Genomic DNA, 25,540 nt, shown 5'->3' with positions numbered 1-25,540 from the left:
AGCCCCGCACCATCTCGGCGCGGCACAGCCTCAGCCCTGCCCAGCCTCAGTCCCGCGCCAGGCCGAGTCGGGCCAGTAGTCCGCCCGGCTCGTCGGGCTCCTCGGCGGCGACCGCCGCCGCGCCGTCGGTGACCGTCTCGTAGACGGACAGGATGTCCGCGCCGACCGTCGACCAGTCGAAGCGCCGCACATGCGCGCTCCCCCGTTCGCGCAGTTCCGCGCGGCGCTGCGGGTCGCCGAGCAGCCGTACCGCCGAGGCGGCCAGCGCGTCCGCGTCCTCGTTGGCGAACAGTTCGCCGGCCGCGCCCTGGTCGAGGACCTGCGCGAACGCGTCGAGGTCGGAGGCGAGCACGGGCGCGCCCGCCGACAAGGCCTCGACCAGGATGATGCCGAAGCTCTCGCCACCCGTGTTGGGCGCGACGTACAGGTCGACGCTGCGAAGGAACCGCGCCTTGTCCTCGTCGCTCACCATGCCGAGGAACTCGACGCGCGACCGCAGCTCCGCGGGGAGCTTCTCGACGGCCTCCTTCTCGTCACCTCGCCCGGCGACCAGGAGCCGGGTCCCCGGCCGCTCGGCGAGGATCTTCGGCAGCGCCTTCATGAGCACGGGCAAGCCCTTGCGGGGCTCGTCGATGCGCCCCATGAAGCCGATCGTCTCGCCCTCCCGGCTCCCACCACCGCCCGCGACCGAGCTTGGCTCCCCTGCTGACTGCCACTCGGGCTTGGGCTCCGCCTTCGCGAAGAAGTCCACGTCGACGCCGTTCGGGATGACGACGGCGTCACCGCCCAGGTGCTCGACGAGGGTGCGCCGCGCGTACTCGCTCACCGCGATGCGCGCGTTGATCTTCTCCAGGGCGGGCTGCAGGATCGGGTACGCGGCGATCATCGCCCGGGACCGCGGGTTCGACGTGTGGAAGGTGGCCACGATCGGGCCCTGCGCGGCCCAGCAGGCCAGCAGGCCGAGGGACGGCGAGGCCGGTTCGTGGATGTGGATCACGTCGAACGTGCCGTCGTGCAGCCAGCGCCGCACTCGCGCGGCCGACAGGAACCCGAAGTTGAGGCGCGCGACCGACCCGTTGTACGGCACCGGGACGGCGCGGCCCGCCGAGACGACGTACGGCGGAAGGGGGGTGTCGTCGTCGGCGGGCGCGAGGACGGACACGTGGTGCCCGAGGCCGATGAGGTGGTCCGCCAGATCGCGGATGTGGAACTGGACTCCCCCGGGCACGTCCCAGGAGTACGGGCAGACGATGCCGATTCTCACGGCTGTTCCCCCTCGGCCGGCCCGGAGCGGGGCTCCAGGTCGGCGAGCCACAAGCGCTGGAGCATGTGCCAGTCCTCCGGATGGTCGGCGATCCCCGTGGCGTAGGCGTCTGCCAGCGCCTGCGTCATGACAGACGTCTTCTCGGCCCGGGTACCTGACTCGGGGATGTCGAGAGGCGGATGGATCCGGCCCCGCATCACGGGCGAGTCGTCGTACCAGAGCGTCACCGGCAGCAGCAGCGCACCGGTCTGCTGGGCGAGCAGCGCCGGGCCCGCGGGCATCCGGGTCACGTCCCCGAAGAAGGTGACCTCGACCCCGGAGGCGGACAGATCGCGCTCGGCGACCAGGCAGACAAGGCCGCCGTCGCGCAGCCGCCGGGCCAGCGTGCCGAACGCGGTGCCGCCGCTGTGCGGCAGGACCTCCATGCCGAGGCTCTCGCGGTAGGCGACGAACCGGTCGTACAGCTTCTCCGGTTCGAGCCGCTCGGCGACCGTCGTGAACGGTGTCTCCAGCTTGGTGGTGACCCAGGCCCCGGCGAGGTCCCAGTTGGCCAGGTGCGGCAGCGCGAGGATGACACCCTTGTCGGAGGCGAGCGCTTCGGTCAGGTGGTGGGCGTCCTTCGGGTCGAAGCCGCTCTTGATGCGCTCCCTGCTCCAGGCGGGCAGCCGGAAGGACTCCATCCAGTAGCGCAGATACGAGCGCATGCCGGCCCTGGAGAGCTCTGCGAGCCGCTCGGGGGTCGCGTCGGGCAGCACGCGCGCGTAGTTGGATTCGAGGCGTCGTACGCCCTTGCCGCGCCGCTTCCAGGCAACGTCGGCGATGGTCCGGCCCAGGCGTACGGCGACGGGCTCCGGGAGTTTCTTGACGAGCCCCCAGCCCGCGGCGTACGCCGCGTACGTCAGATGGCCCTTCAGACCGCTCACTGGGTGGCCTCACTGCTCTGCGCGGCGTTGTCCGACGAGGCGGAGTTGGCGTTGGAGTTGGAGCCGGAGGAGGAAGCGGAACCGGAACCGGACGGGGAAGCGGAGCCAGAGGGCGAATCGGCGGCCTCGGCGTCTGCCTCGGCGGCCTCCCGGCGGACCGTGACGACGCGCTGGATCAGCGTGACGACACTGCCGACGGCGACGATCCACAGCGCGATGGGCAGCAGGATCTCGATGCCGGGCACGCCGAACTTGTGCATGCCCGCGAGCCCCGCCGCGACCAGCGAGATCACCAGGCGCTCGGCGCGCTCGACGAGGCCGTTGACGGCGACGGGCAGCCCGATCGACTCACCGCGGGCCTTCGTGTACGACACCACCTGGCCGCTGGCCAGGCAGAAGATCGAGACGGCGCACAGGACGTTGTCGTCGCCCCCGCCCGCGTACCAGAGCGCGAAGCCGCCGAAGATCGCGCTGTCGGCGACCCGGTCGAGCGTGGAGTCGAGAAAGGCGCCCCAGCGGCTGGAGCGGCCCAGCTGGCGTGCCATGTTGCCGTCGACCATGTCCGAGAACACGAAGAGCGTGATCACGATCGTGCCCCAGAAGAGCTCTCCCCGGGGGAAGAAGACCAGCGCTCCCGCGATCACTCCGGCCGTGCCCAGGATGGTGACCGTGTCGGGACTCACCCCCCGGCGGATGAGAAACGCGGCGAACGGTGTGAGGACACGCGTAAAGAATGCACGCGCGTACTTGTTCAGCATGGCCTTCCCGAGGGTCGGTGTGGCCGGGCGGCCCCTGCTGGCCACCGGCTGGCCCATCGTAGCCACGCGTGCGCGTGTGCGACGGTCGGGCACCCGCGCCCCGGGTCACGTCCTGATGACAACGGGGGACGGCGCGATCACGTCCGTTGTATGGACGCACCGTGACACGAGTGCAAAGCTCGAAGACACCGCGGGCGTCATCGGAGCCGCCACCGCACGCGGCGCCGCGCGTCCGCGCCCACAGTGACCTCACCGTGCACGGGAGGCAGGATCATGGGCGACAAGGCGAACGCACATCCCGGAGCCGCCGGCAGGGCTACGGCGGCCGACCACCCCGCGTCCGTACGGAATGTGGTGCTGGTCGGCCACTCCGGATCGGGCAAGACGACTTTGGTGGAGGCTCTCGCGCTGACGGCGGGAGCGGTGAACAGGGCGGGCCGTGTGGAGGACGGCGGCACCGTCTCCGACTACGACGAGATCGAGCACCGGCAGCAGCGCTCGGTGCAGCTCTCCCTGGTACCCGTCGGCTGGGACGGATACAAGATCAACATTCTCGACACCCCTGGATACGCCGATTTCGTCGGCGAGTTGAGGGCCGGTCTGCGAGCGGCGGACGCGGCCCTTTTCGTTGTCTCGGCCTCGGACGGGGTGGACGGCTCGACGCGCATGGTGTGGGAGGAGTGCGCGGCGGTCGGTATGCCGCGGGCCATCGTGATCACGCACCTGGAGGCGGCCAGAGCGGACTTCGACGAGATGACGCGGATCTGCGCGGCGGCCTTCGGGGCCGACGACCCCGACGCCGTACTGCCGCTGTACCTGCCGCTGCACGGCCCGCAGGGTCCTGACGGGCACGCGCCCGTGACGGGTCTGATCGGGCTCCTGTCGCAACGGCTGTTCGACTACTCGTCCGGGGAGCGCAAGGAGTCCGAGCCGGGCCCCGAGCAGCTGCCGCTCATCGAGGAGGCCCGCAACCGGCTGATCGAGGGGATCATCGCCGAGAGCGAGGACGAGACCCTCATGGAGCGCTACCTCGGCGGCGAGGAACTCGACTTCAAGACGCTCGTACAGGACCTGGAACGGGCCGTCGCGCGCGGGATCTTCTTCCCGGTGCTGGCCGCCGCGCCCGCCGCCGAGGGCGCCAAACAGGGCCTCGGCACGGTGGAGCTCCTGGAGCTGTTCACCGGCGGTTTCCCGACCCCGCTGGAGCGCGAGGCGCCGACGGTCACCACACCGGACGGCAAGGCACGCCAGGTAAAGGCCTGCGACCCGAACGGGCCGCTGGTCGCCGAGGTCGTGAAGACCGCCTCCGACCCGTACGTCGGCCGGGTGTCGATGGTCCGCGTGTTCTCCGGGACCCTGCGCCCCGATGAGACGGTGCACGTCTCCGGGCACGGGCTCGCCGACCGCGGCCACGAGGACCACGACGTCGACGAACGCATCGGCGCCCTGTCCGCGCCGTTCGGCAAACAGCAGCGCGCCCTCACGCACGCCATCGCGGGCGACCTCGCCTGCGTGGCCAAGCTGAGCCGCGCCGAGACCGGCGACACGCTCTCCTCCAAGGACGACCCGCTGCTCATGGAGCCGTGGGAGATGCCCGACCCGCTGCTGCCGCTCGCCATCCAGGCGCACAGCAAGGCGGACGAGGACAAGCTGTCGCAGGGCCTGAGCCGGCTGGTCGCCGAGGATCCGACGATGCGGCTCGAACAGAACCAGGACACTCACCAGGTCGTCCTGTGGTGCCTGGGCGAGGCGCACGCGGACGTCGCCCTGGAGCGGCTGCGCAACCGCTACGGCGTCCAGGTCGACGTCGTACCGCACAAGGTCTCCCTACGGGAGACGTTCGCCGACAGGTCGGGCGGCCGCGGCCGTCATGTGAAGCAGTCCGGCGGGCACGGGCAGTACGCGATCTGCGAGATCGAGGTGGAGCCGCTGCCCGGCGGCTCCGGCATCGAGTTCGTCGACAAGGTCGTCGGCGGGGCCGTACCCCGGCAGTTCATCCCGTCCGTCGAGAAGGGCGTGCGGGCACAGGCCGCCAGGGGCGTGGCCGCGGGCTACGCGCTGATCGACGTACGGATCACGCTGCTCGACGGCAAGTCGCACTCGGTGGACTCGTCGGACGCCGCGTTCCAGACCGCCGGTGCGCTCGCCCTGCGGGAGGCCGCGGCCGACGCGCGGATCCATCTCCTGGAGCCGGTCGCCGAGGTCACGGTCCTGGTCGGCGACGAGTACGTGGGCGCCGTGATGAGCGACCTGTCGGGCCGGCGCGGCCGGGTGATCGGCACCGAGCAGGCGGGCGGCGGCCGGACCCTCGTACGGGCCGAGGTCCCCGAGATCGAGATCGGGCGGTACGGGGTCGACCTGCGCTCCCTCTCGCACGGCACCGCGCGCTTCCATCGCACGTACGCCCGGCACGAGCCGATGCCGGCGCAGTTGGCCGAGAAAATCCGCGAACAGACCAACGGCAATCCCTAGTTGAACCACCGGTCGATCGCCCCTCCTGTGCGGCGGGCAGCTTGGGCTGTCCGCCGACGGATGTCCGTTCCGGCGGATACTCTGAGAACCTGATCAAGACGATGACCTGATCAACAGGTGTGCGGAGCACGGAAGTCGGGAAAAGCCGCAGCAGCGGAGCAACGCGGCGATGGGGGCGGCAGTGGCGGACGACGGATTCGATTTCAGGCCCGGAGCGCAGGTACCGCTCTCTGGTGCCGAGGGCCAGACGGCGGCGACGTTCGCCCTGGCCTCGGCGGCGTACCGGGACAACGAGGTCGGGGAGATCCTCAAAGCCAACAACGAATGGCACAAGTCGACGGTCAAGGAGGGCAAGCTCAAGCTCTTCGTGCCCAACCTGGGCGAGGCGTTCGCGCGGGCCGTGCACGACCGGATGCTGGGCAGCGGCCGCGGTGCGCTCATCCAGTCGTTCGGCACGGAGCCACAGGTCGTCGTCGAGCACTGTCTGGCGGCGAACCGCATCCGCAGGGAGCGGGACAACTGGCTGTCGGCGGTGACGGTGCTGTGCGGTCTGATCTTCCTGCCCGGGCTCATCGCCTGGCTGCTGGTCTTCCAGATCCGCACGATGATCGCCAAGCGTGAGGACAAGCGCGCCTCCGCCCTCGCCACCACGCTCCTGATCGCCTTCGGCGGGCTCGCCGTGATCTTCCTGATCCGGCTGCCCTTCGACGGCTTCTGGGCCTGGTACGCGCGCGCGGCGATCGTCATGCCGGTCGTCGGCTGGTTCTGGGCACAGCAGATCTGCGAGCGCACGGCCAAGGACCTTCGCACGCGCTGGGAGGGCCTCCTGTCGGGCGGCGGTGTGGGGGCCAAGATCCCCGAGGCGGTGCCCGGCAGCCCCGGTGAGACGGCGGCGGAGTCGCTGCGCCAGAACCTGGCCAGGCTGAGCGCCGAGCAGCAGTCCAACTCCGTCTTCTACGCGGGGCCCAAGGGCATACTCGGCATGGGCACGCGCTGGGGCAGCTGGCAGCTCGCCGAGGATCTGGTGCCGCTCGACGAGACCAAGGAGATCCATCCCTTCCGCAGCTGGGACGTCATCCGGTCGATCCACGACCAGCTGCGCATGCTGGAGCGCGGTCCCCTCAACACCGGTGGATTCCCGCGCCCTTCGATAAAGCACTGGGTGGTCACCCCGATCGGGGAGAACGCCGGTTCGGTGTCCCGGCCGAGCGGTACGGACGTCGACGCGTACCAGGTGAAGAACCACGCCATCCAGGACATCTGCAACAAGCAGCAGTTCGGCAGCGGCGACCGGCACTACCTCGGCATCCAATGGACCCTGTGGGACGGCCAGTTGGTCATCACCATGCTGATCACGGTGACCGTGCTGCACGAGACGCTGCGCATCGAGGTCACCGGCCACGCGCTCGGACCCGTGCACCCGCTGTTCACCACCAAGCCCTCGGCGAAGACGAAGTCGATCGCCAAGCCCTTCAAGCCCTGGGAGACCCGGTCGAAGAAGCTGCCGCTCGTCGAAACGGACGAGGTGGTGCGCCTCGCGGTGCGCGCCCCGATCACCTGGTACCCGCCGCTTCTCAACTGGCTGGGCGGCAGCCTGGCGCTCCCGGAGCCGTTCGGCCTGCGGCACGCGTGGGCCGACCAGCCCTGGCGGCACCGCTTCATGGCGGACGACGCGCTGCGGGCCGCGACACCCGTGCTGCGCGTGGTGCACGCGGCATCCATCAAGGTCCTCAAGGAGAACGGCGTCAACACCGAGAAGTTCGGCAGCCGCTCGTCGTCCCTGAGCACGGCGATCCAGGACGTGTCACCCAGGAAGGCGGACGTGTACGACGCGTGAGCCTGCGGCGGTTCGGCGGGTCAGGGGCGCTCAGATGGTGCGGGTCGTGGGGGCTGGTCGCGCCCCCGCGGCGGAGCCGCACATCGGCACAGCCCCGCGCCCCTTAAATGCTCCCGGCGCCCCCTAGATACTCCCGGCGCCCCTTGGATGCTCAAGCCGTCGGCCACGCCTCCGCGAGCATCTTCCTTGTGTCCGCCAGCAGTTGGGGCAGCACCCGCGTGTGCCCGACCACCGGCATGAAGTTGGTGTCGCCGCCCCAGCGGGGCACGACGTGCTGATGCAGGTGCGCGGCGATACCGGCGCCGGCGACCGTGCCCTGGTTCATGCCGATATTGAATCCGTGCGCCCCGGAGGCGGTCCGCAGCGCGGTCATCGCCTGCTTCGTCAGCTCACCGAGTTCGGCGGTCTCCGGGACGGTCAGGTCGGTGTAGTCCGCGACGTGCCGGTAGGGCACGACCATGAGGTGTCCGCCGTTGTACGGGTACAGGTTGAGCACCGCGTAGACCTGCTCGCCGCGCTTGAGGACGAGCCCGTCCTCGTCGGATTTCGCCGGGATCGAGCAGAAGGGGCAGCCATCGTCGGCCCCGGGACCGGTGGGCTTGTTCTCACCCTGGATGTACGCCATCCGGTGGGGCGTCCACAGGCGCTGGAACGCGTCCTGTGTGCCGACTCCGATCTGCTGCTCCGGCTCACTCGTCATGTGATGCAGCATATTGCGTCGCCCGTTCGCGGCGTGTCGCCGGGTACCACGTGCGGCGGCCCAAGCCGAAAGGTCCCCGGAGAGCTGAGCTCCCCGGGGACCCACGTACACCTTTGGTCCCGTACGGATCAGATGACGCCGTACGGATCAGATACTCCCGTACGGATCAGACGGTGCCCGGATCAGACGGTGGCCGGATCAGACCTGGACCCGCTCCTCGACCACCTTCGCGATCTTCGCGAGGGCCTCGTCGAGCGGGATGCCGTTCTCCTGGGAGCCGTCGCGGTAGCGGAAGGAGACGGAGCCGCCAGCCATGTCCTCGTCGCCCGCGATGACCATGAAGGGGACCTTCTGCTTCTGGGCGTTGCGGATCTTCTTCTGCATGCGGTCGGAGGAGGAGTCGACCTCGACGCGCAGGCCCTTCTTCTTCGCGTCGGCGGCGAACTTCCGCAGGTAGTCCACGTGCGCGTCGCCGATCGGGATGCCGACCGCCTGCACGGGCGCCAGCCAGGCCGGGAACGCGCCCGCGTAGTGCTCCAGCAGGACCGCGAAGAAGCGCTCGATCGAGCCGAACAGCGCGCGGTGGATCATCACCGGCCGCTGCTTGGCGCCGTCGGGGCCCGTGTACTCCAGGTCGAAGCGCTCGGGCAGGTTGAAGTCGAGCTGCACGGTCGACATCTGCCAGGTGCGGCCGATGGCGTCCTTGGCCTGGACGGAGATCTTCGGGCCGTAGAAGGCGGCGCCGCCCGGGTCCGGGACCAGCGGGAGGCCCTGCTTCTCGGCCACCTGCCGCAGCGTCTCGGTGGCCTCCTCCCAGATCTCGTCGGAGCCGACGAACTTCTCCGGGTCCTTGGTGGACAGCTCCAGGTAGAAGTCGGTCAGACCGTAGTCCCGCAGCAGGCCGAGGACGAAGGTGAGCGTCTTGTCGAGCTCCTCCGCCATCTGCTCCTTGGTGCAGTAGATGTGCGCGTCGTCCTGCGTGAAGCCCCGGGCACGGGTCAGACCGTGCACGACGCCCGACTTCTCGTACCGGTACACGGTCCCGAACTCGAAGAGGCGCAGCGGCAGTTCACGGTACGAACGGCCGCGCGCGTCGAAGATCAGGTTGTGCATAGGGCAGTTCATGGGCTTGAGGTAGTAGTCCACGCCCTCGTCGAGTTGCATGGGCGGGTACATGCCGTCGGCGTACCAGTCCAGGTGGCCCGAGGTCTCGAAGAGCTTCCCCTTGGTGGCGTGCGGGGTGTAGACGAACTCGTAGCCCTCCTCCTCGTGGCGGCGCCGCGAGTAGTCCTCCATGACCCGGCGGACGATGCCGCCCTTGGGGTGGAAGACGGCGAGGCCGGAGCCGATCTGGTCCGGGATGGAGAACAGGTCCAGCTCGTTGCCGAGCTTGCGGTGGTCGCGCTTCTCGGCCTCGGCGAGGAAGTCGAGGTGCGCCTTCAGCTCGTCCTTCGACGGCCAGGCGGTGCCGTAGATGCGCTGGAGCATCGGGTTCTTCTCGCTGCCGCGCCAGTACGCGGCGGCGTTGCGCATCAGCTTGAACGCCGGGATGTTCCGGGTGGTCGGCAGGTGGGGACCGCGGCAGAGGTCCTTCCAGCACAGGTCACCGGTCTTGGCGTCGAGGTTGTCGTAGATCGTCAGCTCGCCGCCGCCGACCTCGACGTCCGCGCCGTCGTCGGTCGAGGCGGAGCCCTTGATGCCGATCAGTTCCAGCTTGTACGGCTCGCTCGCCAGCTCCTCACGAGCCGCCTCGTCGGTCACCACACGCCGCGAGAACCGCTGCCCCCGCTTCTGGATCTCCTGCATCTTCTTCTCGACGGCCTTGAGATCCTCGGGCGTGAACGGCCTCTCCACGTCGAAGTCGTAGTAGAAGCCGTCCTTGACCGGCGGGCCGATGCCCAGCTTGGCCTCGGGGAACAGCTCCTGGACGGCCTGGGCCATGACGTGCGCGGTGGAGTGGCGCAGGATGTTGAGACCGTCCTCGGAGGAGATCTCGACGCTCTCGACGGTCTCGCCGTCCTTCACCTCGTACGCGAGGTCCTTGAGCTCGCCCGCCACCCGGGCCGCGACGATGGTGCGCTCACCGGCGAAGAGCTCGGCCGCCGTAGTGCCCGTCGTCACCACGCGCTCTTCCCGCTCGGAATCGCGTTGGATGACCACACGGACGTCTGACACCGGACTCTCCTGCCTGCAAGGGCGCGCGCATCTTCGTCGTGCGCGCGTAATGGACAAGGGCGATCGTACCGAGCCGACAGCACCCCTCGCGAAACGGTCGCCCTTACTCGCCCGCCCTTGCTGCCTTGCTGCCCTGCCACGCCTCGTGAAGCGGATCAGTCCCCGCTGCACGCCTCCTCGAAGAAGTCGAGGTTCTCCTGCAGGGACTTCATCAGCCGGTCCCGCTCCGCATCGTCGACCTGCACGGGCGCCACCCCGGACGCCCCGGTCAGCCGCCGGAAACCCCCACGGCTCTCCAGCCGCCCGTGCACCCGCACCGGAAGTCCGACCAGGTGGGCGTGGCCCGCTATGCGGTACGCCTCCTCGTCGAGGGTCATCCGTACGTACGGGACCTCGGCCCCCGCGATGACCCGCAGCCGTACGCTCCCGTCGCCGCGCGGCCCCGGCCTGCGCATCCGCACCACGGCTCCGGTGATCCGCACGGGCACGGACGGCTCGTCGCGCAGATAGCGGGCTCCGGCCTCGCGGAGTACGGGCAGGTCTCCGGGCGAGAACTCGACGGGGTCGGCGGGCGTCGCGCACCCCTCGGGCACCCCGGCGGCGGGCGCCCACTCGACGGCGACCCGGGCCCCTTCGGTGCCGCGCACCAGGGCCGCCAGCGCCTCCATCAGCTCATGGCTCACGCCTGCCTCGACGGCTCCGTCGAAGGCGTCCATGCCACCGGTCGCGCGCTTGTAGTCGATGGCCTCGCGGGCCGCGTACAACGCCTGGTGGAGGCGGACGGCGAGCGGGCGGCCGGTGGCGACCGGCACGAAGGCGGTGAGCTCCCGGCCGCCGGGGGCGGCTCCGACGAGCACGTTCTCCAGGGACGCGGCGGCGGGCCTGCGGTGGCGGGCGCCGTAGTAGCCGGCACGCGCGCGGGAGGCGAGGGCGCCGGCGAGGAGCATCTGCCGTGCCGCCGTGCGCAGTTGCTCCTCGACGGTCCACGGCGAGACGCCGACAGGACCCGTCGGCACATCGCGCCACCAGCGGATCTCGTCGCTGGGCACGGCGAGGCCGACCAGGACGTCACGGGCGGAGGGCAGGCCGCTGCGGGACAGCGCGACGAGGGCCTCGCCGAGGAGGTCCTCGCTGTCGGGGAAGGCCCGGCTCTCCGGCACCAGCAGGCTGGTGCCGGAGCCGCCGGGCCCTGGTGGGGTCCAGCGGCCGTACCGTCCGGGGGCTCCGCCGCGGCGCTGCCAGCCGTGCCGGTGCAGAAGGGCGCCGAGGACGGCGGGGTCGACCTGGTCGGGCCGGGGCTGCTGGTCCCACAGGCCCGGTGCCTCCACCGGGTGGGGCCTGACTGGGCGTACGGGCTCGTCGATCGGGCGGTGCGTCACGGTTTTCCTCCCGTACCGACCCTCGTCATGATCTCGCAGAGTGCCCGGTCGTCGAAGACGCGAGCGGTCGGTATCCGCACGGTGGTCCTGCGCCGGCCGGTGATGCGCTGGCCCGCGAGGTTGATCCAGTAGCAGCAGTGCCGCAGATCGAGGCGGTCGTGGCCGGCGCGCAGCCAGTCGTCCTGGGATCTGGGCACGAGCATCACGACCAGTATTTTGTGCACCGAGACCGGGGTGCGGGCCAGCTTCTCCAGGTGGGCGTTGTCGAGCGTGAAGGAGAAGGCGGGACCCGCGGGGTTCGGCGGGATCTGGTACGTGCACTTGAGCTGCACCTTGATGGTGACTTCGTCGTCGACCGTGTGCCCGGGGGCGCTGTGGCTGACGTGCCAGTCGATGCCGTTGTCCGGAAAGGGCTGGGACAGGGAACAGCCCGCGGCCGCCGCGACCGCGTGCAGATAACCGACCTGCAGTGTCTCCATGCAGGCCGTGGTGGCCAGTGAGCCTCGATGCGGTGCCGTCCTCTGGGGCAGCAGCCCGCCCTGCTCGGGCTGCGCGAGCGCCATGTCCAACAGCCTTCCGAATCAGGTGTATCCCCGTTGCGGGCCGCTGAACTGCAAAGACCCGTACCTCTGTTGTCTCCTTCCTGCGTACGGCGCAAACAGCCCGGGTATCACAAAAAGGGCAGGGGACGGCGCGTCAACTGCCGAAGGTGAACGAGGAGTTGTGTGCGTATGACGTGCTGGTACGAGGGGCCCTTGGCCGCGTTCGACACCGAGACGACGGGTGTGGACGTGGAGACCGACCGGATTGTGTCGGCCGCCGTCGTCGTCCAGGACGCTCCCGGAAGCCGGCCGCGTGTGCGGAGCTGGCTGGTGAATCCGGGAGTGCCGGTGCCCGAAGGCGCCACGGCGGTGCATGGGCTGACGGATGAGCATCTCCTGCTGAACGGCCGCTGGCCGTCGCCGGTGATGGACGAGATAGTCAGGGAACTGACCGAGCAGAGCGCGGCGGGACGCCCGCTCGTGGTGATGAACGCGCCCTTCGATCTGACGCTCCTGGACCGGGAGTTGCGCAGGCACCGGGCATCCTCCCTGGACCACTGGTTCGAGACCGTGCCGCTGCGCGTGCTCGATCCACGGGTCCTCGACAAACACCTGGACCGCTACCGAAAGGGCCGCCGCACGCTCACGGACCTCTGCGCCCTCTACGGCGTGGAGCTGCAGGGCGCGCATGACGCGGCGGCCGACGCACTGGCCTCACTGGAAGTCGTACGGGCGGTCGGGCGCCGTTTCGCGACGCGTCTGGAACGGCTGTCGGCGGCCGAGCTGCACACGCTGCAAGCCGTCTGGCATGCGGCACAGGCACGCGGCCTCCAGGCCTGGTTCGCACGCAGTGGCACGGACGAGGCGGTCGATCCGGCCTGGCCACTGCGCCCCGAACTCCCAGCGGCGGCCTGACCCAATCCCTCGGCAACAATGCAAAAAGCCGGTCCGTCTGTGACGGACCGGCCTTTCCCGGTGGGCGATACTGGGTTCGAACCAGTGACCTCTTCGGTGTGAACGAAGCGCTCTCCCACTGAGCTAATCGCCCGGGAACGCACCGAACAATACAGGTCTCCTCGCGTTTCCTTCAAACCGCTTCACGGCTCGCGCGCGGGGGTGCCACGGAGGTACGCGACCAGGCCCCGCCGCCCGGCCCGCATCATGAGGGCGTGGTTGGCGCGGAACGCGGGCCGTCCCGGCACGGCGAACCGGCGCAGCAGCGGCTTGGTCACCTGGACCTCCTGGTCGTAGCGGGCGCGCGTCACCGCCCCGTCGGCGGCGAGGGTCCACCGAGCCCAGCCGTCCACATCCCCGTCCATCGCGATCTCCAGCACCCCGGCCGCCCGGTCCCGGCGCACCTCGCGCGCGGTGAACACCAGGTCGTACGGCAGCACCGAGCGGATGCGGACGACGCCGCTGCTCGCGTCGAGGGGCGTCACCTCGCGCACCTGCGGCCACCAGCGCGGGTAGCGTTCGGCGTCGGCCAGCGCGTCGTAGACGTCGCCGAGCGGGGCGGCGAGACTCCACAGGCTGCGGAAGCGGTAATGCGTCCAGTCCATGCGCTTCATGGTCCGAGTCTGCCGGTCCGCGACCCGGCCGGGGAGGAACCCGGCCCACCCTCGGCTCAAGGTGTCCTGATCCGAGTACGTCCAGATTTGAGTACGTCCTGAGTATGTGCGCTCATGCCGTACGGCGTGACGCGGACCACACTCCGAGTCATGACGAACCTTCCGCCACCGGCCGAGGAGTTGCGGATCCTCGACCACGAGATGCGGCAACTGGACGCGCGCAGGGCCCAGTTGCTGGCCCGCCGGGCCTGGCTCCTCGATGTGCTCCGGTCGGCCGAGGCGCGGGACCCAGCCCGGTTCCCGGCCCAGGCCCAAGCCAGTAGGCCGGCACCCGCACCTCACCCCCGGCGGCCGGAGACCACAGCTCCCGGTGTACAGAACGCGCTGCTCGTGCTCGGTGGCGTCCTGCTGACCGTCGCGGCGATCGCGTTCACGCTGGTCAGCTGGGGGCACCTGGGTATCGCCGGACGGGCGGCGGTCCTCGGCGCGGTCACTGTCGCCGCGCTCGCCGCGCCGGTGCCGCTCCTGAAGCGCGGGCTCCGCTCGACGGCCGAGTCGGTGGCGGGCCTCGGCCTCGTACTGACGGTCCTCGATGCCTACGCCCTGCACGAGGTCGCGCTCCCGGAGGCGGACGGCACCGGGTACACGGCTGCCGCGACCGCGCTCCTGGCCGTGCTGTGGGCGGCGTACGGACGCACGCTCAGCGCCCTGCGTCTGCCGCTCCCGGCGGCCATGGCGACGGCCCAACTCCCGTTGCTGCTCTGGGCGGTGGCGGCCGACGCGGGCGTCCACACGCTCACGGCGGCGCTGCTGACGACGGCCGTGTTCGACACGGTCGTGGCCCTCTCGGTGTCCGTACGGTCGGTGCGTGTCGTCGCCACCGTCGGCGCGTACGGGACGGGCACCTGGGGCGCCCTGGCGGCCGGCTGGCTCTCATCGGAGGCCACCGGTCCGAGCGCCGCCGCCCGTGCGGCGGTGCTCCTCGCCCTCGCCGCGGCGATCGCGCTGGGGGCCGCGTGGCGTGCCCCCGCCGCGCAGGCCGCCCCCGGTCTCTCCTTGGCCGGCGGCCTGATCACCGTCGCCGCGGCGGGTGGCGTGCTCCGCACAGTGCTGCCCGACGGCTGGACGGTTCCGGGCTATCTGGTGTGCGGCATCGCGCTGTTGGCGGTACGCGGCACCCGGCTGCCGGAGTCCGTACGCCGTGGCCTGCGGTGGTCCTCCGCGAGCGTGCAGGCCCTCGCGGTGGCCTGGGCCCTGCCGCTCGTCACCGCGGTCCTCGTGGGCCCGGCCGGCTGGGCGGAACGCGTGTGGTCCGGCGCTCCCGCGGATGCCCGGGACGCGGTGACGGTCGACCTGCCCTGGCCGCCGCACATGGCGACGGCTCCGCTGGTACTGGCCGTGGTCGCGGCGGTGTTGGCCCTGACGTTCCGGGGCGGACCGCACGGCTCCCCGGCCCTGGCCGGCGCGCTCGGTCTGACCTGGGCCGCCGTCCTCGTCCTGCCCGCGACTCTCGAACTCCCGTATCTGGCAGCGCTATTGGTGCCGGGGGTGACGACGGCGGCCGCGCTGACGGCTGCGGCGTACAGCGGTCATGGACACCTGACGGGCGACGGGCCATCGCCCACACCCCCACCCGTGCCCCCGACTCCGGACCCAACCTCGACCTCGGCCTCAAACCCGGCCCCGGCCCCGGCCCCGGCATCGGCATCGGCATCGGCATCGGCATCGGCATCGGCATCGGCATCGGTCAACACTCGGCCCTCCCCCATCCTCCTGACCTCCCTCTGTCTGGCGCTCCTCACTTCCCTCCACCTCGTCGCGCTCTCCCTCGCCGCCGAGGCCGCCACGCTCACCGTCCTCGCAAGCCTGACCGTCCTGTTCGCGGCGGTCGCCGTCTGGCACAAGCATGAGATCCGGGCCGTCTCGGCCGCCGCGTCGCTCGCGTACGCCACCGCGCTGGCCTGTGCCACCGGTGCGTCCGCGGCCTGGCAGCCGCACCACATCGCGCTGCTCGTCCTGGTGGTACCGGCGACGGCCGCGCTGCTGACGCCCCGGCTCGGGGACGCGAGGCCGACCATGTCCGTCGAGATCACGGGAGCCGTCGCCGGAGTGGTGGCGATCGACCTGGCGGCCATGGAACCGCCCACGCTCGCCCTCGTCCTGGCCCTGTGCGGCGTGATCGCGGCGGGTACGGCGATCCGGCCTGACCGTAGGCGGGTCGGCTACGTGGCAGCCGCCCTGTTCGTACTGGCCGCCTGGGTCCGGCTCGCGGTCTGGGAGGTCGGCTCCCCCGAGGCGTACACCCTGCCGGTGACCGTGCCCGCGCTGGTCGTGGGGTTCGTCCGCAGGAGGCGGGACCCACAGGCCTCGTCCTGGACGGCGTACGGGCCCGGTCTGTCCGTGACGTTGGTGCCGAGCCTTCTCGCGGCATGGGGCGACTCCGACTGGCCGCGCCCGCTGCTGCTCGGCACGGCGGCGCTGCTGATCACCCTCGTCGGCGCCCGGCAACGCCTCCAGGCCCTGCTCGTCCTCGGCGGCGGCACACTCACCCTGGTCGCCCTCCACGAACTGGCCCCGTACATCGCCCAGGCCATGGACGCGGTACCGCGCTGGGTACCTCCGGCGCTGGCCGGCCTCTTGCTGTTGGCCCTGGGTGCCACGTACGAACAGCGCTTGCGAGACGCCCGCCGAGTCCGAGATGTCCTGGGCAAGATGCGCTAGCACCAGCGCGCCCCCTAAGGGGCGCGGGGAACTGCGCGCCCAGCCACAACCGGACCCGCAGACAAATTCCGCGCCCCCCAGTGGGAACGTCACCCCATCTTGTCGCCCACCAACGCCAGATTCTGGATCGCCGCCAGCCCGTACAACGCCGTCGTGTTCGTCGAAACCCACGACGCCTCACTGCCCGGGACCAAGCCGGTCGGCCCGTCGACCTCCTTCGTGGACCAGTCCGTGGACTCCTTGTAGTCCCAGGTGTCGGCGCTGTTGTAGAACTGCCGCCACGCCCGCGCGGCCAGCGCGTCGTCGCCCAACTGGACGGCGGCGTACGCGTCTTGGCGCGAGTGCCCCTGGAAGAGCAGCAGCGAGCCGAAGTCGGAGCCGTAACGGGCCTTCTGCTCGGCCTTGGTGGCGTTGAAGTAGCGGCAGTAGTCGAGCCACGCCTCCTTGAACTTCGGCATGTCGATCTGGTCGAGGAGTTCGGCGTTCAGCTCGACCAGGCCGAACATCGACGAGAGATGCGAGACGCCGACCACCGCCTTGTCCGCGACGGCGAACTTCCCGGTGTCCAGGTCATACAGGGCGCTGCCCTGGACGAAGCCATTGGGCTGGGCGGCGATGGTCTCCATCGTGGACAGGACGCGCGCCTTCGCCTTCTCCCACTTGGGCCCGCGCCGCTCCCACTCGGTGAGCCAGGCGGAGACCAGCCCGCTCCAGTCGGTACCGAAGCCGATCGAGAGCGCGTTGCGGTCCGGCTCGTACGGCTCGGTACGTATCTTGCGGATCGGGTCGAGGACGAGGAACGTCTCGTCGGAGTCGACGTTGGCGTGCATCAGGTCGCCGACGCGTTCGTCCGCGGTGAGGAAGTAGTAGTAGCGCCGGTAGGTGGTGTTGGCGATGCGCTGCTGCTTGGCGCTGTCGGCGTAGTGCTGGACGCCGTGCCGGGTACCGAGGCCCGCCCACTTGCCGAGGTGGTAGACGTCGACCTCGCCGGTGTGCCGGGTCATGGCCTCGGCGAAGCGGAAGATGTCGGCGCGGCCGGAGCGCATGTACGCGAACCAGAGCCACAGGTCGGGCGAGAGCTCGGAGTTGTCCCAGGCGTAGCCGCCGACGTCGTAGCACCACTGGTGTCGGCTCGGGTCGTACGAGTGCATGATGTCGCCGTAGTCCCAGAAGCCGTACCAACGCCGCATCTCCACCTGGTCCTTGTAGTACGTGAAGAGGAAGTCGAGATGGTCCTCGATCTTCGCCTTGGCGGCGGTGGAGCGGTCCGGCTCGGAGAACAGCTTCCCGAACACGCCCGCTTTGATGAGGTGTTGGGGCGGGGCGGCGAGCTGTGCCGGAGTGCGAACGGCGGCCACCTGCTCGGCCATCGCCTCGGCGCTGGGCGTGGACTCGTGGGCCCAGAAGAGGAGTTCACTGGTGCGGGCGATGCCGTAGGGCGTGCCGAACTCGGGCTCGTAGTCCTCGTAGGTGATGTTGAGGCCTTCGAGCTGTTCGGGGTACGTGTCCTGACCCATGCCGTCGTGGTAGAAGCGCAGGTCCATGGGTTGCGCCTCGGGCGACCAGAGCCACATGGTGACCTCGGCCTCGTCGGTCTGGGCGTCGCGGATGTCGAGTTGAGCGGGGAACTTCTCCCAGAAGTCGCGCAGCCCGAAGGCGAGTCCGCCGCTCGCGCCACCGACGTACCCGAAGCCGCTCGCCCGTCGGCCGCCGCCCGCGCCGATCCAGCCGTGGCCCTTCTTGGTCCGCTTGCGGACCGTGAAGCCGTCCGCGGAGAGCTGGGAGAGGGTGTAGTCGCCCCATTCGGGGATGTACTGAAGGCGGGTGGTCACCCGCTGGTCCCAGGTCGACGGGTCGGGCAGCTTCTGGCCCTCGAACTGGGCCGTCCGCACGGCCGCCCCCGGGTCCCGGCGCAGACCGGTGATGCCTTTGACAGCCTCGCGCAGCAGACCCTTGCCCTCACCCCCGATACGGATGTGCCGGTCGTACGCGGCGTCGCGCATCGGCACCTTGAACCGGACACCGATGCCGCGGATGAAGTCGCCACTGGCCTTGCCCGGCTCCTGGGTGCCGTCGAAGGTGATCGTGTGCACCATGCGGAACGACTCGGCGCCCGCGTAGAAGTAGAGCCGGACCGAGAAGGGCAGCCAACTCCGGCTGCCCTTGCGGTGCTTGCCGTCGATACGGACAACGGCACGGACGGGCCCGTCCTGCTCGACCTCCACCTCCGTGATGACGCTCTCGAACCGCTCGTACTTCTCCGCGCCCTGGTCGCCGTCCTCGATCTCGGGCTGCCGCAGCAGCACCAGACGGCCGTCCTTGGCGATCTCCGTCGAGCCGCGCAGCACGGACTTCACCAGCGTGGAGCCGCTCTTGCCGATCTTCGCGGTGATGACACCGGTCGACACATCGATCGAGCCGCCGCTCTTGTCGACGGTCACCCTCTTCGCGGGCGCGGCAGGCGACCCCGCGGCGAGCGTGAGCTTCCCGCTCCCCGCGCCCGGCCCGACCGCGTGCGCGGTCCACTTCAGCGAGCCGTCCGGCCAGTAGCCGATCGACCAGGACTGGACGGCCACCTCCTTGCCGTCGGCGTCGGTCAGCGCGAACGTCTGCTCCTTCTCGTACGCGCCCTTCGGCCAGGGCACGCCCACGGTCGATCCGGGGGCGGCGCCGAGGCCGCCGTCCTCCAGCCAGTCCAGGGTCACCGGGTCCGCGTCGGCGGCCTCGGCTCTCGGAGCGGCCTGCGCGTCCTGGGCGCCCAGGGCCCAGCTGAACTGGGCGGCGGCTCCGGCGACGGCGGCCGCCTTGAGGAGGGACCTACGGGGGATGGAAGCCATCAGAATTCAGCCTTTCCTTTCCGTGCGGGGAAGTCGGGGACAGTCAGGGGCATGACAGAGGGAGGCGCGGCGCCGGACGCCGACCTTGTGTACGTCTACGCGTGATGGGTGCTGTTGAACTGTTGGGTCAGCGGTGCCGGCCACGCTCCTCCACGGCGAGGGCCGCCGCCGCGACGGCCCCGAGCACGGGGACCGCCAGCGGCAGGACGAACCAGGCGGAGCAGACCACCACGGCCAGTCCGCCGACGATCAGGAAGGACCCCGCGGGGTCGAGGACGGTACGGCGTCCGGCGGCCCCGAGCAGTTCCCGCCAGGACGCGCCGGGCTCCCAGACCGCCGCCGCGCGCAGCCCTGCGACGGCCAGCCCGATCAGCGCGAAGAGACCGACGACCCCGACGACCGGACCGCCCGGGATCCCGGCACGCACGGCCTGGACGTCCACCCACACCGCGGCGGCCGCGGCCCATCCGGCGAGCCCGGCGAGCCATCCGCCGCGCAGGGCCGCCCGGTAGTCCGCGACGAACTCCCGCCACCCGCCGCCCACATGGGCCGTACGCCGCCGAAGATGCCGCGACCCGGCGGCGAACGCGGCGGGATACGTGACCACGGGCAGCGAGGCCACCGCGATCCACACCCCGGTGAGCAGACACTCGGCGAAGAGCCCGAACCGCTCGGCGAAGACGGATTCGCGCTGGGCGGGCGCACCTCCGGAAGAAGCCGTACGAGTCTTCATCGCCGCCTCAGCCCTTCAGTCCGGAGGTCGCCATACCGTCGATCAGATAGCGCTGGAAGGCGAGGAAGAAGAGCAGCACGGGCAGCAGGGCCACCAGCGACATGGCGATCATGCCGCCGTAGTTGGCGACGCCCTCCTGGTCGCGGAACATCATCATGCCCAGCGAAACGGTGTACTTGCCGGGCTCGTTGAGGTAGATCAGCGGGCCCATGAAGTCGTTCCAGGCGTTGATGAAGGTGAAGATCGCGCTGGTGATGAGCGCCGGACGGCACAGCGGCAGCACGATCGACCAGTAGATCCGCAGATGCCCGCACCCGTCGAGCCGCGCGGCCTCGTCGAGTTCCTTCGGCAGGTTCCGCATGAACTGCACCATGAGGAAGACGAAGAACGCCTCGGTGGCCAGGTACTTGCCGATCAGCAGCGGTACGTAGGTGTTGATGAGCTCCATTTTCTGGAACATCACGTACTGCGGGATGAGCAGTACGTGATACGGCAGCAGCAGTGTGCCGATCATCAGCGTGAACATCAGGTTGCGCCCGGCGAAGCGAATGCGGGCGAAGGCGTACGCCGTCAGCGAGCAGGAGATCACGATGCCGACGACGGAACCGAGCGCGTAGAAGAGGGAGTTCTCGAAGAACGTCGCGATCGAGATGTCCGCGATGCCGTCGGCGAGCCCCTTGAAGTTCTCCAGGATGGGGCTGGTCGGGAACAGCTCCAGGCTGCCGACGATCTCCCGGCTGGGCTTGAACGAGGCGCCGAGGACCCAGATGACGGGATAGAGGACGACCGCGAGGACCAGCAGGGCACTGAGGTGCCAGGCGAGCGACCCCGTCCGCTTTCGCCCGAGGTCCAGTGACGTGCGCGGAGTGGTCGGGGTCGTGGTCGGAGTCGTGGTGGTGCTCATCGGGAGGCCTCCTCGTAGTGCACCCACCGCTTCTGGGACCAGAAGAGGACCGCTGTCACCAGTGCCACGGCGAGCAGCAGCATCCAGGCCATCGCGGAGGCGAAGCCCATCTGGGCCTCCTTGAAGCCCTTCTGGTACAGGTAGCAGGTGTAGACGAGCGTGGAGTCGGCCGGTCCGCAGCTGGTGTTGGAGACGACGTACGCCGAACCGAAGATCTGGAACGAGTGGATGGTCTCCAGCAGCACGTTGAAGAACAGCACCGGAGAGATCATCGGCAGGGTGATGCTCCAGAACCGCCTGAACGGCCCGGCGCCGTCCACCTCGGCCGCCTCGTACAACTCCTTCGGTACCTGCTTGAGTCCGGCGAGGAAGATCACCATGGGTGCGCCGAACTGCCAGACGGTGAGCGCCACCAGGCTGTAGAGCACCCAGTCCGGGTCCCCGACCCAGCCGCCCACGTCCCAGCCGAAGAACGACTGCGTACGGTCCACGACGGCGTCGTCGGAGAACAGCGCGCGCCATACGAAGCCGACGGACACGCTCGCGCCGATCAGCGACGGGGCGTAGAACGCGGCCCGGTAGAAGGCCTGTCCGCGCCGGCTCTGCGCGAGCAGCAGGGCGACCCCGAGGGCGAGCAGCAGCTTCAGGGGCGTACCGATGACGACGTACTTCGCCGTCACCTCGACCGACTTCTGCCACCGGGGATCGTCGAACATCCTGGTGAAGTTGTCGAAGCCGATCCACTTCGGGGAGTCGAAGAGGTTGTAGTCGGTGAAGGCGAAGTAGAGCGAGGCGACCATCGGCCCAGCCGTCAGGAGCAGAAAGCCGGCGATCCACGGGGACATGAAGAGGTAGCCGGCCAGATTCTCCCGGCGGCCCCGCCGCTTGACGGCGGCGGGGGGACCGGGACGCGTCCGAGGGGCATCCGGCGGAGAGTCCTTGATGAGCGTCGTCACTGCGGTTCCCATCAGGCGGCGAGGGCGGACTCGGCCTCGGAGAAGAACTGCTTCACCGCGTCGGAGACCTTGGTCTTGCCCTGGGACATGTCACCGGCGATGCGCAGGAAGGCCGCTTCGACGGTGTCGGCGCCCGCCGGGTGCGGGGTGATGGCCCCGAGAACCCCGGCCGCGGCGACGTCCTCCTCGTACTGGGCGATCCCCTTGTTGGGGGCGTCGGTCGGCTTGTACGCGTCGAACTGCTCGGTGCTGGCGAGGATGCCGCGGTCGTAGCCCATGATCTTGCCGACCTCGGGGTCGTGGACCATGAAGTCGATGAACTGCGCGACCTCCTTGGGGTGCTTGGTCCGCGCGGAGCCGCTCAGCATGAGCGAGGAGAGGTACTGGCCGGTCTCCTTGCCGTCGGTCGTGGGGATCGGCGCGAGGCCGTACGTGCTGTCGCCCTCCGTGGCGTAGCGCACCGTGAAGTTGTCCCAGGTGAACTCGGACGCTCCGTCGCCCGAGGCCAGCGCCGACTTGGGCTTGAGCTGCTCGATCTTCTTCGGGTCGGTGATGATCCCGGCCTTGACGCGGTTGTAGGCGTCCGTCCACCACTCCGTCAGGTCGGCCTCGTCGAAGCCGAGTCCGTCCTCCTTGAAGAACGCCTTGCCGTTCTGCCGGAGGTAGAGGTCGTAGAGGTACATGATCCCGAAGTAGCCGGTGTCGCCGGACACCTTCTGGGTGTCCCGGATCTTCTTGAGCGCGGCGAAGTACTCGTCCCAGGTCCAGCCCTGCTCGGGCTTGATTCCGGCCTTTGTGAAAACCTTCTCGTCGATGACGAGCGACATGGTGTTGGAACCGACGGGGACACCGAGCAGCTTTCCGTCCACCTCGCCGACCTTCTCGACTCCGGCGCGGAAGTTCTCGAGGCTCAGATTTCCCGCGTCCACTTGGGACTTGAGATCGAGGAGAACACTTCTCTTGTCGTACTTCCGCAGGAAAGCGACAGCGTTCTGGAATACGTCCGGGGGATTTCCGCCCGCGGCCTGGGTCTGGAACTTCTCCCAAAAGGCCACGTAATCCTGGAAGTCCGTCTTCACCTTGATCTTCGGATACTTCTTCTCGAAGAGGGCGATGGTCTCGTTGATGCGCTTCGCGCGCTCCTCCGCGCCCCACCAGGCGAAGCGGATCTCGACGGTTCCGTCGCCCGATCCGCCCCCGTCTCCCCCACAACCCGTCGTCGCGGCCAGCCCTGCCGTGGCCAGCGACGCGCCGGCCGCCTTGAGGACCGTCCGCCGCTCAACACTCCCGTTGTTTCCCACAGTTGGGCCTCCCCGTGCTGGTCGTCCGCTGCCATGAATCGTTTCAAGTAAGCGCTTGCTGGCACAAGGTACGGAGGCGCTCCGCGGGCGTCAATGACTCGGGCAGGAATTGATGTGAACGAGGTCGCTCGCGCGGCGGCGTGAACTGGGGTGATTTTGCTGGGGTGTTGAGTGACTGAGCAGGTGGGGTGTGGTGGGTCGGGGGGCCGACCGGGGGTTGGGGGGGCTGGAGTTGGGAGGGGCGGTGAACGTTGGGAGTGCCCAGGGGGCGGGCGGGGGCGAGGGCGGTGACGGAGGTGGCGGGTGCCGTGCGGGGGCTGATGATTGCAGTGATGTGCGGGAGGCGACTGCGGGTGGTTGTTGTGGGGCGGAGGGCTTGACCAGGCACGTTGTTCCGCTGGGGGGGGGTGGCTTGGGTGGTCTGTCGGGTGCCGGTTCGTTTGAGGGGGGGTGGCTTGGGTGATCTGTCGAAGTACCGGTTCGTTGTGGCTGGTCGCGCAGTTCCCCGCGCCCCCGACTGGGCTTGCCATGGGGCGGATTGCCAGGGAGGGCCTGCGTGGGGTGGGGCGCCGGGGCGGCTTGGGCTGGAGCGCTGCCGAGCCCGGGATCTCACGCCGGCCGGGGCGTGAGGGCGGCAGTCGGGGCGCGAGGACGCCGGCCGGGGCAAGAGGACGGCAGCCGGGTGCCCACTCCAGGGAATCGCGGTCACGCACCAACCTCAGGGAACCTCCGCCTGGCACCAACTCCAGCGAACGTGACCTGGCACCGCTCCGGGGGACGCGGCCTGGCGCCTGCTCTGGAGAACCACAGCCGAGCGGCCAGCCCGAGGGAGACCAGCCCCGCCGCCACTCCAGAGAACCGCAGCCAGGCGTCCAGCCCGGAAAGACCAGGCCAGGCACCCGCTCCGGGCAAGCCAGGTCCAGGCAAACCGCTCCACGAAGGCCAGGGCGCAGCATCCGTCCTGGGGAAGTCAGGGCCCGGCATCCGCTCCCGGGCGCCCGGGCAGGTGCGCTTCCCTGGGCGCGGGCGCCGGCGCCCGCGTCAGGCGGTCGCGGACCGCGAAAGACACCGTGCCGAGGCTCCCGCGGCCTGCGGCGGACCCGGGCGGAAACGGCGATGGCGGCCGGGTCCACATGCTCTGTGGACCCGGCCGCCATTCGGTACGGTGGGCGATACTGGGATCGAACCAGTGACCTCTTCGGTGTGAACGAAGCGCTCTCCCGCTGAGCTAATCGCCCGGGCGCACGAAGAAGATTACCCCATGTCAGCGGGTACCTCCGACCGCCCATGGCGGACTCGGGGGCGCTGCTACTCCTTGATCTTCCACGGCATCTCGAAGCCGAACTTCCAGACGTAGATCCCGACCATCACCACGATGATCACCAGCCCGACGGTCGTCAGGATGATGTTGCGGCGCCGCACCTGGGGATCGAGCGCCTTCTGCGTCGCCTCGGTGACCTTGCGCTTCGTCCAGCGGAGCACCAGCTGCGCCCAGACGAACTCGGTCGCCCAGATCGCCATGCCGCCGAAGATCACCAGCCAGCCCGGTCCAGGCAACGGCAGCATGATCACACCGGCCACGACGACCGCGAGACCCACGATGAAGACGCCCACCTGCCAGCTCAGATGCAGCATGCGTCGTGCCTTGATGAATTCCGGCGCACGGGATCCGAGCTCCCGCTCGCCCTTCGTTCGATCGGCCGCCACGACGGCCTCCCCCGTTTCGTCACTCCCCGTATTCATACAGCCAAACCCTACCCGACGGAAACCGGTCACCGGAATGGTCGTACTCCGCGAACGAGCACTCGGCCGGATGAGCTACCTAAAGACACGCAAAACACTCAGAGGGGTTTACAACGGCACCGTAGGTGGCATGTCGATTTCGCCGACGTGCGAATCCCCGAGCGCACACTGAGCGAAAGGCCCTGGCGCTTATGAACACCACGGTCAGCTGCGAGCTGCACCTGCGCCTCGTTGTGTCGAGCGAGTCCTCACTGCCCGTTCCCGCAGGACTGAGGTATGACACGGCCGATCCCTACGCCGTGCACGCCACCTTCCACACCGGAGCCGAAGAGACCGTCGAGTGGGTGTTCGCCCGCGACCTCCTGGCCGAGGGCCTGCACCGGCCCACCGGCACCGGCGACGTCCGCGTCTGGCCGTCGCGCAGCCACGGTCAGGGCGTCGTGTGCATCGCCCTGAGCTCCCCGGAGGGGGAGGCACTGCTCGAGGCCCCGGCGCGGGCCCTGGAGTCGTTCCTGAAGCGAACAGACGCCGCCGTGCCCCCTGGCACGGAACACCGGCACTTCGATCTCGACACGGAGCTCTCGCACATCCTGGCCGAAAGCTAGGAGGAGACTCCGCACCAAGCCGCCCGGCGCCGTCCACTCGGGGAGACGGCTCGGGCTCAGACAACCGCATATGGTGCATACACAGGCGCCGCTTCCATGGATGTCCACGGAGGCGGCGCCTG

General features: G+C 69.7%; 19 protein-coding genes and 2 tRNA genes. 5 read left to right on the top strand and 16 right to left on the bottom strand.

Features of this window, described 5'->3' with window-relative positions:
* Nucleotides 1-46: 46 nt before the first annotated feature.
* From OHA11_RS39335 to pgsA, 3 genes are read right to left on the bottom strand one after another with little or no spacing between them, the layout of a single operon-like run.
* Nucleotides 47-1,264, bottom strand: coding sequence for a glycosyltransferase family 4 protein (locus OHA11_RS39335; RefSeq protein WP_266504672.1), 1,218 nt, complete (start codon nt 1,262-1,264; stop codon nt 47-49).
* The gene (locus OHA11_RS39330) at nt 1,261-2,187 is read right to left on the bottom strand and encodes a phosphatidylinositol mannoside acyltransferase (RefSeq protein WP_266504670.1); all 927 of its coding nucleotides are present in this window, start codon (nt 2,185-2,187) and stop codon (nt 1,261-1,263) included. The genes OHA11_RS39335 and OHA11_RS39330 overlap by 4 nt, the downstream gene beginning before the upstream one ends.
* On the bottom strand, nt 2,184-3,002 hold the full coding sequence (gene pgsA, locus OHA11_RS39325) for a phosphatidylinositol phosphate synthase (protein ID WP_266507765.1): 819 nt from the start codon (nt 3,000-3,002) through the stop codon (nt 2,184-2,186). Before pgsA ends, OHA11_RS39330 begins: the two co-directional genes overlap by 4 nt.
* A 216-nt stretch (nt 3,003-3,218) precedes the next feature.
* Between pgsA and OHA11_RS39320 the strand changes: the two genes are divergently transcribed.
* Together OHA11_RS39320 and OHA11_RS39315 are read left to right on the top strand one after the other, a co-directional pair.
* Entirely contained in the window at nt 3,219-5,417 is a 2,199-nt protein-coding gene (locus OHA11_RS39320; RefSeq protein ID WP_266504669.1) for an elongation factor G-like protein EF-G2, read from the top strand.
* A 169-nt stretch (nt 5,418-5,586) separates the two neighbouring features.
* A complete protein-coding gene (locus tag OHA11_RS39315) occupies nt 5,587-7,254 on the top strand; it encodes a hypothetical protein (RefSeq protein WP_266504667.1) in 1,668 nt (555 codons plus the stop codon).
* A 151-nt stretch (nt 7,255-7,405) separates the two neighbouring features.
* On the opposite strand, the gene OHA11_RS39310 is transcribed toward OHA11_RS39315, so the two are convergent.
* From OHA11_RS39310 to OHA11_RS39295, 4 genes are all read right to left on the bottom strand, one after another.
* On the bottom strand, nt 7,406-7,966 hold the full coding sequence (locus tag OHA11_RS39310; protein ID WP_266504664.1) for an HIT domain-containing protein: 561 nt from the start codon (nt 7,964-7,966) through the stop codon (nt 7,406-7,408).
* Nucleotides 7,967-8,152: 186 nt separating this feature from the next.
* Entirely contained in the window at nt 8,153-10,129 is a 1,977-nt protein-coding gene (gene thrS, locus OHA11_RS39305) for a threonine--tRNA ligase (protein ID WP_266504661.1), read from the bottom strand.
* A 155-nt stretch (nt 10,130-10,284) separates the two neighbouring features.
* Nucleotides 10,285-11,508, bottom strand: coding sequence for a hypothetical protein (locus OHA11_RS39300; protein ID WP_266504658.1), 1,224 nt, complete (start codon nt 11,506-11,508; stop codon nt 10,285-10,287).
* Nucleotides 11,505-12,071, bottom strand: a complete 567-nt coding sequence (locus OHA11_RS39295; RefSeq protein ID WP_266504657.1) for a DUF4365 domain-containing protein — start codon at nt 12,069-12,071, stop codon at nt 11,505-11,507. Before OHA11_RS39295 ends, OHA11_RS39300 begins: the two co-directional genes overlap by 4 nt.
* 168 nt (nt 12,072-12,239) lie before the next feature.
* On the opposite strand from OHA11_RS39295, the gene OHA11_RS39290 reads away from it, so the two are divergent.
* Complete coding sequence (locus OHA11_RS39290) at nt 12,240-12,965, top strand: 3'-5' exonuclease (protein ID WP_266504654.1); 726 nt, start codon at nt 12,240-12,242, stop codon at nt 12,963-12,965.
* Between the two features lie 61 nt (nt 12,966-13,026).
* Here the strand turns inward: OHA11_RS39290 and OHA11_RS39285 are convergent.
* Nucleotides 13,027-13,098 (bottom strand) — tRNA-Val (locus OHA11_RS39285).
* 49 nt (nt 13,099-13,147) lie between these two features.
* The gene (locus OHA11_RS39280; protein WP_266507763.1) at nt 13,148-13,609 is read right to left on the bottom strand and encodes an SRPBCC family protein; all 462 of its coding nucleotides are present in this window, start codon (nt 13,607-13,609) and stop codon (nt 13,148-13,150) included.
* A 159-nt stretch (nt 13,610-13,768) separates the two neighbouring features.
* Here OHA11_RS39280 and OHA11_RS39275 point away from each other — a divergent pair, with 159 nt between their 5' ends.
* The gene (locus tag OHA11_RS39275; RefSeq protein ID WP_266504652.1) at nt 13,769-16,339 is read left to right on the top strand and encodes an SCO7613 C-terminal domain-containing membrane protein; all 2,571 of its coding nucleotides are present in this window, start codon (nt 13,769-13,771) and stop codon (nt 16,337-16,339) included.
* Nucleotides 16,340-16,428: 89 nt separating this feature from the next.
* On the opposite strand, the gene OHA11_RS39270 is transcribed toward OHA11_RS39275, so the two are convergent.
* From OHA11_RS39270 to OHA11_RS39240, 7 genes are all read right to left on the bottom strand, one after another.
* A complete protein-coding gene (locus OHA11_RS39270) occupies nt 16,429-19,176 on the bottom strand; it encodes a Tat pathway signal sequence domain protein (protein ID WP_266504649.1) in 2,748 nt (915 codons plus the stop codon).
* 127 nt (nt 19,177-19,303) lie between these two features.
* Nucleotides 19,304-19,909: a hypothetical protein gene (locus OHA11_RS39265; protein ID WP_266504647.1), complete on the bottom strand. Its 606-nt coding sequence runs from the start codon at nt 19,907-19,909 to the stop codon at nt 19,304-19,306.
* Nucleotides 19,910-19,916: 7 nt separating this feature from the next.
* Nucleotides 19,917-20,813 carry a carbohydrate ABC transporter permease gene (locus OHA11_RS39260; RefSeq protein ID WP_266504644.1) on the bottom strand — a complete coding sequence of 299 codons (897 nt, stop codon included), beginning with the start codon at nt 20,811-20,813 and terminating at the stop codon, nt 19,917-19,919.
* Nucleotides 20,810-21,781 carry a carbohydrate ABC transporter permease gene (locus OHA11_RS39255; protein WP_266504642.1) on the bottom strand — a complete coding sequence of 324 codons (972 nt, stop codon included), beginning with the start codon at nt 21,779-21,781 and terminating at the stop codon, nt 20,810-20,812. Before OHA11_RS39255 ends, OHA11_RS39260 begins: the two co-directional genes overlap by 4 nt.
* Nucleotides 21,781-23,070 carry an ABC transporter substrate-binding protein gene (locus OHA11_RS39250; RefSeq protein ID WP_266504639.1) on the bottom strand — a complete coding sequence of 430 codons (1,290 nt, stop codon included), beginning with the start codon at nt 23,068-23,070 and terminating at the stop codon, nt 21,781-21,783. Before OHA11_RS39250 ends, OHA11_RS39255 begins: the two co-directional genes overlap by 1 nt.
* A 1,166-nt stretch (nt 23,071-24,236) precedes the next feature.
* Nucleotides 24,237-24,308, bottom strand: a tRNA-Val gene (locus OHA11_RS39245).
* A gap of 70 nt (nt 24,309-24,378) precedes the next feature.
* Complete coding sequence (locus tag OHA11_RS39240) at nt 24,379-24,813, bottom strand: TIGR02611 family protein (RefSeq protein WP_266504636.1); 435 nt, start codon at nt 24,811-24,813, stop codon at nt 24,379-24,381.
* Between the two features lie 191 nt (nt 24,814-25,004).
* Between OHA11_RS39240 and OHA11_RS39235 the strand changes: the two genes are divergently transcribed.
* The gene (locus OHA11_RS39235) at nt 25,005-25,418 is read left to right on the top strand and encodes an SsgA family sporulation/cell division regulator (RefSeq protein WP_003959770.1); all 414 of its coding nucleotides are present in this window, start codon (nt 25,005-25,007) and stop codon (nt 25,416-25,418) included.
* Nucleotides 25,419-25,540 lie beyond the last annotated feature (122 nt).

The sequence above is a fragment of the Streptomyces sp. NBC_00878 genome (assembly GCF_026341515.1).
Taxonomy (GTDB): Bacteria; Actinomycetota; Actinomycetes; order Streptomycetales; family Streptomycetaceae; genus Streptomyces.
Note: the sequence above shows the minus strand (reverse complement) of the source record. Positions and strands in the feature narration are given on the sequence as shown.